At 45.6% G+C, this 10,349-nt stretch carries 10 protein-coding genes; 3 read left to right on the top strand and 7 right to left on the bottom strand.

Annotated features, from left to right (window positions below; genetic code table 11):
• A partial coding sequence (locus QT974_RS24030; protein WP_333470930.1) for an Nramp family divalent metal transporter occupies positions 1–1,123 on the top strand: 1,123 nt, incomplete at its 5' end.
• A gap of 175 nt (positions 1,124–1,298) precedes the next feature.
• On the opposite strand, the gene ctpB is transcribed toward QT974_RS24030, so the two are convergent.
• Complete coding sequence (gene ctpB / locus QT974_RS24035; RefSeq protein ID WP_333470931.1) at positions 1,299–2,618, bottom strand: carboxyl-terminal processing protease CtpB; 1,320 nt, start codon at positions 2,616–2,618, stop codon at positions 1,299–1,301.
• A 196-nt stretch (positions 2,619–2,814) separates the two neighbouring features.
• Between ctpB and QT974_RS24040 the strand changes: the two genes are divergently transcribed.
• On the top strand, positions 2,815–3,642 hold the full coding sequence (locus tag QT974_RS24040) for a hypothetical protein (protein ID WP_333470932.1): 828 nt from the start codon (positions 2,815–2,817) through the stop codon (positions 3,640–3,642).
• 27 nt (positions 3,643–3,669) lie between these two features.
• Here the strand turns inward: QT974_RS24040 and QT974_RS24045 are convergent, their stop codons facing one another.
• On the bottom strand, positions 3,670–4,254 hold the full coding sequence (locus QT974_RS24045) for a pseudouridine synthase (RefSeq protein ID WP_333470933.1): 585 nt from the start codon (positions 4,252–4,254) through the stop codon (positions 3,670–3,672).
• A 207-nt stretch (positions 4,255–4,461) separates the two neighbouring features.
• Between QT974_RS24045 and wecB the strand changes: the two genes are divergently transcribed.
• Complete coding sequence (gene wecB / locus QT974_RS24050) at positions 4,462–5,577, top strand: non-hydrolyzing UDP-N-acetylglucosamine 2-epimerase (protein WP_333470934.1); 1,116 nt, start codon at positions 4,462–4,464, stop codon at positions 5,575–5,577.
• A gap of 160 nt (positions 5,578–5,737) precedes the next feature.
• Here the strand turns inward: wecB and QT974_RS24055 are convergent, their stop codons facing one another.
• From QT974_RS24055 to QT974_RS24075, 5 genes are all read right to left on the bottom strand, one after another.
• The gene (locus QT974_RS24055) at positions 5,738–6,727 is read right to left on the bottom strand and encodes a TPM domain-containing protein (RefSeq protein ID WP_333470935.1); all 990 of its coding nucleotides are present in this window, start codon (positions 6,725–6,727) and stop codon (positions 5,738–5,740) included.
• Positions 6,728–6,889: 162 nt separating this feature from the next.
• The gene (locus QT974_RS24060) at positions 6,890–7,210 is read right to left on the bottom strand and encodes a hypothetical protein (protein WP_333470936.1); all 321 of its coding nucleotides are present in this window, start codon (positions 7,208–7,210) and stop codon (positions 6,890–6,892) included.
• Between the two features lie 987 nt (positions 7,211–8,197).
• A complete protein-coding gene (locus QT974_RS24065) occupies positions 8,198–8,731 on the bottom strand; it encodes a hypothetical protein (RefSeq protein ID WP_333470937.1) in 534 nt (177 codons plus the stop codon).
• Between the two features lie 8 nt (positions 8,732–8,739).
• Entirely contained in the window at positions 8,740–9,237 is a 498-nt protein-coding gene (locus tag QT974_RS24070) for a TIGR00725 family protein (RefSeq protein WP_333470938.1), read from the bottom strand.
• Positions 9,238–9,417: 180 nt separating this feature from the next.
• Positions 9,418–10,257 (bottom strand): cation diffusion facilitator family transporter, encoded by an 840-nt coding sequence (locus tag QT974_RS24075; RefSeq protein WP_333470939.1) that lies wholly within the window; start codon positions 10,255–10,257, stop codon positions 9,418–9,420.
• Positions 10,258–10,349 lie beyond the last annotated feature (92 nt).

A 10,349-nucleotide genomic window follows, 5' to 3' on the forward strand; every position in this document is an offset into this window, starting at 1 on the left:
TGCACTATTAAGTGTGATTTTGCTATCTAATTTGATGGCAATTTTGCTGCAATCATTGTGCGTGCGGTTGGGAGTCGCAACCGGACGAGATTTGGCACAAGCTTGTCGAGATTATTTCAGTCCGCGAGTTAGTTTTTTTCTGTGGATACTTTGTGAAATAGCGATTTCTGCCTGCGATTTAGCTGAACTGGTTGGAAGTGCGATCGGGCTGCAATTGCTATTTGGCATTCCCTTGGTTTGGGGAGTGTGCATTACTGCATTAGATGTAATCATGGTGTTATTTTTACAAGGCCGAGGCTTTCGTTATATCGAAGCTTTGGTAATTACTATTATTACAATTATTGGCGGTTGCTTTGTCGCCGAAATGATTTTTGCTAAACCCGATGCGGCAGGAGTTTTACTCGGTTATGTTCCCAATCTAGAGATTTTGAAAAATCAGGGAATGCTTTATATTGCAGTTGGGATTTTAGGGGCGACTGTGATGCCGCACAATCTCTACCTGCATTCATCGATCGTGCAAACTCGCGCTTGGGAAGAAGTTCCTGAAAAAAAATGGGAAGCAATTAAGTTTGGCACAATAGATTCTACCGTAGCGCTGTCAATAGCTTTGTTTATTAATTCAGCTATTCTAATTTTGTCTGCTGCCACATTTCATTTTTCCGGCTATCAAGAAGTAGCAGAAATTCAAGATGCCTACAAACTGCTTTCTCCGGTGCTGGGTGTGGGTTCTGCGAGTGCAATTTTTGCTTTTGCTTTATTGGCTTCGGGGCAGAATTCAACCTTGACTGCAACTTTAGCAGGACAGATTGTGATGGAAGGGTTTTTGCATTTTCGTCTGCGGCCTTGGTTGCGGCGCTTGCTGACTCGATTGGTGGCTATTGTGCCGGCTTTAATCTCAATTATGCTGTTGGGTGAAGGCAGTACAACTAATTTACTGGTTTTCAGTCAAGTGATTCTCAGTTTGCAATTACCTTTTGCCGTGATTCCTTTGGTAATGTTTACTTCAAACCGCCGTTTAATGGGAGAGTTTGTCAATCCATTTTGGCTGAAAGGGGTAGCTTGGTTAGTGGCTAGTATTATAGTAGGATTAAATATTTGGCTGTTATTACAAACCATTTTCTAGTAATTAAATCCTGTGCGGTCGATTGGCCGCAATCAGCAAGGAAGGCACGTGCGTTCGGTTTTTGCTATGGTAATCGACCGCACAGGATATTAGAGGTTAAATCAAACTACAAAAAACAAAACCCGCACTGGCGGGTTTCATCTTAAGGCTGATTGTTATTGTCTGACGGTTTCAACTACTTATTAGGAGCAATCGCCTCTTTAGCAGCAACGGGACGGGATGACGAGGCGCTAGTTTTCAAAAGTGCGATCGCCTGCGCGTAGCAAGGATCGTCCTTAGTAGCAACCAACGTCGGTTTGTTAGCTAATTTCAGCTTTTGTTCGTCGGTGACTACCACCTTGACATCGGGAGTAACACCCTTGTGGCTGATGTCCGTACCGTTGGGAGTATAGTAGTGAGCGATCGTCACCGCCAATCCCGAACCGTCAGACAAAGAATGTACCGACTGCACCAAAGCCTTGCCAAAAGTTTGGCCGCCCATGACAGTAGCGCGCTTGTTGTCCTTGAGAGCACCGGCCAAAATCTCGCTAGCGCTGGCGGAGTTGTCGTCCACGAGTACCACCAAAGGCTTGTCAGTGATCGCAGTGCGGTTGGCGCGCATTTCCTGAGAATCGCCAGCACGATCGACTGTACGGACGATCGCCCCAGTATCCATCCACATCCGGGCGATATCAATGCTCACCCGCAACAGCCCGCCGGGATTGCCGCGCAAATCCAACACAAAAGCATCAGCTTTTTGATCCGAGAGCTTTTTAATCGCCGCCTGCATTTGTTCGCCCGCGTGGGAACTAAACTCTTGCAAGCGGATGTAACCCACATTCTTGCCGCCTTCATTCTTGAGGCTGGAGCGAACCGCTGCTACCTCAATTTTCGCCCTAGTCAGAGTGATTTCAAACTCACTTTTGCCGCTACGAGCAATCCGCAGCGTGACTTTCGTACCTTCGGCACCCCGAATAATCTGAGCAGCATCCGAGACAGTCATGCCTTGGGTAGCTTTGCCGTCAATCACCAAAATCCTGTCACCCGCTTGAATCCCTGCCTTGAGGGCGGGGGAATTTTCCATCGGTTCGACTACCGTAATCGCTTTGGTTTTCTCGTCTTGTTCCAGCCTCATCCCCACCCCTGTGAGTTCCCCAGAAGTTTGATTCGTCAGCGCTTCGTACTGCTTGGGGTCCATGAAGCGAGTGTAGGGGTCTTGCAATTTCTCCAGGGCTTTGCGGAGGGCGGTGTAAGCAGCTTCGCGAGAAGTATAATTTTTGCCGAGCAAGTCTTGGCGGGCCTCGGCCCAGTCAGTCTTGTTAAAGCTGCCATCGACATATTCTCGGTTCACAATTTGCCAAGCTTCATCTAAAACAGCTTTGGGGCTATCTTGAAGCTCAGCGCGGACGGATTGAAAAACGCCCGGAACGAGTAAAGATATCGAAGCGGTTGTTGCCATCGCCCCAGTGAACAGGGCTGCCTGTAACTTAGAAAAGCGTTTGCGGGCTTGATTCATTGAATTTTGGCTCAATTCGATTTTAGATTTTTGATTTGAGATTTTAAATTGCTAAAAAATCTCAGACTACGATTTCAACTATTGTGTGGAGGCTCCACCATCCCTCTGGACAGTTTAACGAGATTCATAGCCGATCGCCAACCAATCATTACTCTATTTTAATAAACTTAATTTAAAACTTGGATTTAAAGGTACCGTGGAAGCTAAACTCGAACAATTTTCGCGTAAGTGGTTGAGCCTGCTCGTTACAGGAGCGATCGGTGTAGTAGCGCTGGCGGGCGTCGTTACCATACAATTGAGCGGGCAGTTTGGTTCAACAGCCGCAGTTGGCCAGAGGGGACAAAAGCCGCTCCCTGCCATATCTGCAACCAGTTTCAAGCAAGAAGTCCAGCAAGAAGGCTTGAGGCTGAAAATGCTGAAAACACTTCCTAGTTTTGGGTTTGACAATTTAATTGCCGACTGGACATTTCTGAAATTTTTGCAATATTTTGGCGACGAGGAAGCGCGGCAGGTGACCGGCTACAATCTCAGCGAAGATTATTTTGACATAGTGACGCGGCGAGATCCGCGTTGGGTAGACATCTACCTGTTTCTATCCACAGCAGTGTCTTTTTATCAGGGAAACCCTGAAACTGCTGTTAAATTGATCGAGCGCGGCACTAACGCCCTGTCGCCACAAATTCATCCGCAAGCCTGGATAGTTTGGCGAACCAAAGGTTTGGATGAGTTGCTGTTGTTGGGGGACCTTCCCGAGTCAATTCGTTCTCATGAAATGGCCGCTGAGTGGAGCGAAAAAACACCAGACGGGCCGAAATTGGCGCCATTATTTCGAGCAACTGCTGAGTTTTTGCGCCGAGATCCCGATAGCGTACCGGTGCGGTTTAATGCTTGGAGTACAGTTTATTATCAAACAACTGATAAGTTGGTGCGTCTCAGGGCGAAACAAGCTCTTGTCAAGTTGGGAGCTCAGGTGAAAAAAAATCAAAATGGAACAGAGATTTTTATTTTGCCTCCCAGAAAGTAGGGTAAATGGCCCCGCGGGAAATCAAGTTTAGCGCAACTCTGAAAACGAGGTGATTTCTGTGCGAGTTAATTCGCGCCATTCACCGGGTTTAAGCCCTTCGAGACACAAATGAGCGATCGCGCTCCTCACCAGCCGCAGCGTCGGAAATCCTACTGCTGCGGTCATCTTGCGCACTTGACGGTTGCGGCCTTCAGTGAGAGTCATTTCTAGCCAAGCTGTCGGAATGTGTTTGCGAAATCGAATCGGGGGATCGCGGGGCGGCAAAGCGGGTTCTGCCGACAACAATTGCACTTTTGCCGATCGAGTCCGATAATCTTGAATGATGACACCAGTTTGTAAAGCTGCGATCGCACCGGCATCAGGAACCCGTTCCACCTGCACCAAATAAGTGCGGGGATGAGCGAATTTGGGATCGCTGAGGCGGTGCTGCATTTGTCCGTCATCGGTTAACAGCAACAAACCTTCACTATCGCGATCGAGCCTTCCCACAGCATAAACATCAGGAATCGGAATATAATCTTTCAGAGTTCTGCGCTTAGCCTCCCCCGAATTATCAGTAAATTGAGTTAAAACATCGAAAGGTTTGTAAAATAAAATGTAACGATAAGGCATAACCAATTAACGATTAAAAATGTACCAACCGTGCCAACTGAAACAATATAACCAAAAAAAAAACTTTTCCTCTCTCCTTTCTACCTCTGGGCCCTCTGGCGCTGGTGCGGTTCAAAAAAAAATAAATCTTGTTAACCAACCATTCAAACCTGCTATAAAATCTTCAGCCTGTCAAAGCCTGGCAAATCCAAACTACCCAATTTTACCATGCCCAAAACCATTCACCGCATTTGCATTGTTTTAGGAACACGCCCAGAAGCAATCAAACTAGCCCCAGTAATTCAACAATTCAAAAAATCACCAAACTTTGACACCCAAGTAATCTTAACAGGTCAGCACCGAGAAATGGTCGAGCAAGTAATGCAAATGTTCGACCTCAAAGCCGATCGAGATTTAGCAATCATGCAGCACCAGCAAAGCTTGACGGATATAACCTCCCGCAGCTTGCAGGGTTTGGAAGCCTGCTTTAAAGAATTGCAGCCAGACCTCGTATTGGTTCAGGGAGATACAACCACAGCATTTGCGGCTGCTTTAGCAGCATTTTACCAGAAAATACCAGTAGGTCACGTAGAAGCCGGATTGCGAACTGACGACGTGTTCAATCCGTATCCCGAAGAAGCTAACAGGCGGTTGATTTCGCAGCTCACACGGCTGCATTTTGCACCAACAGCGCTGGCCCAGGATAATTTAGGGCGATCGGGCGTTTTAGGAGAAATTCACCTTACAGGCAACACAGTCATCGACGCTTTGCTTGGAGTAGCCAAACGCCAACCAGAATGCAACATTCCCAACTTAGATTGGAGCAAATACCGCACAATTTTAGCAACAGTACACCGCCGCGAAAATTGGGGACAACCATTAGCCGGAATTGCGCGAGCATTCATCCAAATCTTAGATAAATTTCCCGACACAGCTTTGCTGCTACCACTACACCGAAATCCCACAGTCCGCGAACCATTAAAAGCTCTTTTAGGCGACCATTCCAGAATTTTTTTAACAGAACCATTAGACTACGCCGAATTAGTAGGAGCGATGCAGAGAAGTCATTTAATCCTCACCGATTCCGGCGGACTGCAAGAAGAAGCACCGAGTTTAGGTAAACCTGTTTTAGTATTGCGAGAAACCACAGAAAGACCCGAAGCAATAGCCGCCGGAACCGCTAAACTTGTCGGTACAAATTCTGATACAATTACAGCAGCAGCCGCAGAATTGCTCAGCAATTCGGCAGCTTACGAGGCAATGGCAATGGCAATTAATCCCTTTGGCGACGGTTTAGCAGCATCCCGAATTTTGAAAATAGTTGCAGACTACTTTTCACAGTAAAAAGTAATCCTAAAATAGATCGATCGTTCGGAATGCGAGTCCGCATCCATCCGAGGACTCGCATTCCGAACGAGCAAACCAATATGATTGCGGTCATTCTAGGGAATAACGATCTAATTCACAATCGAATAAAGTGCGCTATTATAGCACCTTAGAACTATCAGTAATCTCCACCGCCACCACCACCCCCAGAGTCACCACCACCAAAGCTACCGCCATCGCTGCTACTGCTACTACTGCTGTAATCGCTGCTGCTACTGTAACCGCTGCCGCTGCTACTGCAACCGCTGCCGCTACTACCGTAATTACCTCTGCGATTATTCTGATTGCGGCCGCTACTATTAGAAAAGGAGCGAAAATTGGAGATAAAATAACAAATTATCGTTCCTAGGATTAACATAGGGGGTAGAAAAATTGCCCAATTTGGTAACACATCCCCTTCATAGCCATTCTCCGTAACAACTGGCGATTGAGTAGGTATGAGCGACGGTGTTACCGCTGGATTTGATACTGTTGGAGCCAAAGGCAGCGGATTCTGAGATTGAGTATTTGCAGAGGGTTTTACACCTTGCCCTGGTACTATGGGAGCAAAAGGCAGCGCGTTTTGAGATTGCACGTTTGCCGTCGGAGTTTGTAAAATATTGACTAACGCCTTGGTTCCCGCTAATGTCCCCCCATCAAAGTCTTGCTGTTTAAATTTGGGCGTAATTTCCGTTTGAATAATACTCACTGTTTTCGCATCGGGCAAAATGCTTTGAATGCCGGAACCTGTTTCAATCTGAACGCGGCGTTCCCCTGAAGAAATCAACAATAAAACTCCATTATTTTTACCTTTTTTGCCAATTCCCCAAGAGTTAAATAATTCTGTAGCAAATGCTTTTGGTGTCGCCGATGGCTTAGTGTCAGGGACGGTGACAACTGCGATTTCTGAGCCATTTTTTGCCTCTAACTCCGCAATCACCTGATTTAGCTGAGTTTCGGTACTGTCGCTGAGAATGTTGGCTTTATCCGTTACCCAAGTGTGATTTGGGCGGGGATTCGGTACTTCTTGTACTGTTATAGCTTGACTCGCTACCGGAAAGGCAATTGCCGAGAAGCACAGCAAACTGCTAAAAATTATTTGTTTTTTGCTAGATTGTAACTGCATCATTTTAGTCTCCTAAATAAGTCCTAATCTGAAATTTAAATAGATATGTCTGCCTACTTACAATTAAATAACCAGCTCGCTCTCACGTCAATTCATATTATTCAGAAGTTGGATTCATAAAAGTCATAATAGTTGTAGGTGCGCGCTGCACACCTACAACTATTATTAATTACCAATCTCCACCGCCACCATAGCTACCGCCGGAGTCGCTGCTGCTACTGTAATCTGCGCTGCTGCTACTATAATCTGCGCTGCTGCTGCTGTAATCTGCGCTGCTGTTATCACTGCTGCTACTGTAATCTGCGCTGCTGCTGCTGTAATCTGCGCTGCTGTAATCACTGCTGCTACTGCAATCGCCACTGCTGCTGTAATCACTGCGGCTACTGCAATCGCCACTGCTGCTAATGCAGTCGCCGTCATCCGTGGAATAGCTCGTAACTCCGCTGTAATCGCCACTGCTAATTCTGTTGATGCGGAGTTCCCCACTAACTCTTCTGTAAACCCTGTTATTAGGATTAGAAGAGCGGCGGGAGGGGGAGGGGTAAGGAGATTTTGCAGAAAATAACCTGCGGAATATAGTGAAGATAACAAACAAAATCATCAAGGCTATCAATAACCCAAACAAGCTAAATATTCCGAAAATTATTAACACGATACCTGTGGGGCTATTATTCGTAACAACTGGCGCTACAGCAGGTTTTGGTGACGGTTTCACTCCTTGACTTGGTACTGTTGGAGCCAAAGGTAGCGTGTCTTGAGCTTGAAGGTTTGCAGTCGGATTTGGTAAAATATTTTGTGCTGTTACATTTTGGATCGTTACTGGAAATGCAATTGCTGACAGGCACAGCAAACTGACCGATATTATTTGTTTGTTGTTAAAATTTAAGTGCATTGCTTCATTCTCCTGAATAACGGACGATCAGAAATCAACATATATATCTGCACCTAATTACAATTTAATAACCAGGCCTCTATGATGTCAATTCATATTATTCAGAAGTTCGATTCATAAAAGTCATAATTTTAAGTGTGCCTTAAGCACTTGGTATTACCCGGGTTTTTCAAACTGCTAATTTTCTTAAAAAGCAAATTATGTCATGCCCTATTCTCTCGTTGTTTATTAGACTTGAATTGCAAAAATCGGAAAACACCCTAAAATTATCTGCGTTTATCTGTGTTTATCTGTCTGACATCTGCGGTTTCTGTATCGAAAAGAAGACTTATGCAATCTTGTCTATTATGGATAATTTATATTAATGAGATCGATGGTTTAATATTTTGACTGTGAAAGGGTTTGAGGAGATGTCGCGAATGAAAATCTCCTCGGTAACTTATCATTTATACTCCTAGAGATGCGGGCGGACAGAAAACGAACGGGTTTTTAACCAAAATAATTGCCCAAAACCGTCGATTTCGGTTCAAAAACCCGGTTTATTTGCGGGCGAGTGCGATCGCCCACTAATTTAGATATATTTAAGGAGAGGGAACTTGTGGCTGAAAGTTGGTGCTGCCTTTATAACCGGATAAGATAGCAATTTTTTCCAAAGATAGCCTTCCTGGGTAATATTTTCCGCGAATTTCCCAAGTAGGATAAGCTTGAACTTTGGCAGCTTTGCACAAATCTGGTTGAGCATCTTTTCCTCTGGGATCGCACTCAATGTAAGTAATTGCGGTAAATGCTTGTTTGCCGAAAAGTTCTTGTTGCGTGTGACAGTGAGGACACCAGTAAGCACCGTACATTTTAGCTCTGATAGTCTGCAAATGGGTTGCTAAAGCTATTTGATCCGGCACGGATTCGCTACTAATCGGCGGGCCTTCCTGCTCGGTAACTGGCAATTTGGCAGGGGCAGCCGGAGGAGGAGGAGGAGGGAGGGTTTGTGCTAAGGTTTGAGTGGATTTGTTGCGGAAACTGAACTGTGCAATTCCTCCGTCTGCTTTGGTACTGCCGAAAATGCCCAAAGTTAGAAAAATTGCGATCGCGCAAAAGTTCAATTTGCTTGCTCTCATCAGGGATTTCATCTTGAATTTACTAGGATTTCACGAGCTTGATTCATAGCCTCTACAGCATTGTTTACCACAAAAATGTTAAATTCTGCTAATTTTTTAAAGAAAAGTTGGCTTTCAGGGCTGTCATTTAACAAAATAACTTGCTTCTCAGCTTTGAGGGCGAGGGCTATTTCCGAAGCTGTTCCCGCACCCATACCGCAGGCAATTATTACATCTGATGAAAGAATGTTGATGTTATTGCGGGCGTTTCCCATATCGGTGACAATGGCAATATCTACTGCTTCAGAAATGCCGCGAGTGTTATTCCCCGGAAGGATACCGATTGTTAAACCGTTGGCTGCTTTTGCGCCTTTGTTGGCGGCATCCATCACGCCGCTATTTCTGCCGCCCGTGAGCAATATCCATCCTGCATCGGCGATCAGTTTTCCGAGTTGATAGGCGTTTTCTAAATCTGTTGGTGTGGCGCTGTCGCCGGGGCCCATGATACCGATGATGATTTTTTTCATTGTTTTGAACGAGCTGATGTCGGCTCAAGAAACCTCGGATAAAAAAAACTACGATCTTGCTTCCGCTAGCCTCTTAAAATTAGATAGAAAAAACTTTTCTCAGGTATATTTATCTGCAATTTAAAGGATTTTTGGTGGCTGAAGCCCGAGAGATTTGAGGTGAATTTTTAACTACAAATTTCATTTAATGAGGTCTTCTAGTGAGGGAAATAGTAAATTTTGGGCGCTTTGTTTGGGGCAGTCGCAAGGCTGTTGAATGGTGGAAATAGCAGATACATTACCCAGCAGCAAACTGATACTTTCTATTAATAGCGGCAGTGTTAATAAAACGATCGCCCCGGACACCAACAAGCTAATCAAGCCGTCGGCCCAATTCCAGTGCAGCCAAGCCACGGCGATCGCTGCTACAATTACTCCAATTGAGGAACAAATATCCGCAACTGCGTGCAGAAAGGCGCTTTTAAGGTTGAGGTCGCCGTGGCAGCAAGAACGCAGACAAAAAGCGTTGACAGAGTTGACGCTTAAACCGACAATTGCTGTGATTAACATTGGCATTCCTTCTACTTCGCCAGTTGGCGACAGCAATCGATCGATCGACTCGACAGCAATCCACAGGGCGATCGCCACTAAACTGATACTATTAACTAAAGCCGCTAGGATCTGTGGGCGATCGGGCAATCCCGAAGCATGAAGCAGATTTCCTTCCTGTGCCGTATTCCTCGACGAAAACCAAGTCGCGGCTAAACTAATCGTCAAAGCCGCCACATCGGAGAGGACGTGCCCGGCATCCGCCAGCAGGGACAAACTGTGAGAAGTCATCGCAGCGATTAACTCTGCTACAAAAAAGCTGCTAAGCAGTACCAATGCCGTTTGTAACAGCCGCACTTTGCCAACTTTTGGCTGGGAATTTCCGCAGCGGGCGATCGTCTTCCAAGGCTTCGCTAACGCATTTTTGCTCTCACAATCCAAATTGTCCTTAACCGGAAATATCATGCAGCAGTCCTTGAAATCAAATTTCATTTTCAATTAAATATTAAATTAAGTATAACAGGTTCGATCGTTCGGAATGCGAGTCCTTCATGGATGCGGACTCGCATTCCGAACGATCGAAC

Origin of the sequence: Microcoleus sp. BM001215392 (assembly GCF_036700185.1) — a bacterium.
Classification (GTDB): Bacteria; Cyanobacteriota; Cyanobacteriia; order Cyanobacteriales; family Microcoleaceae; genus Microcoleus.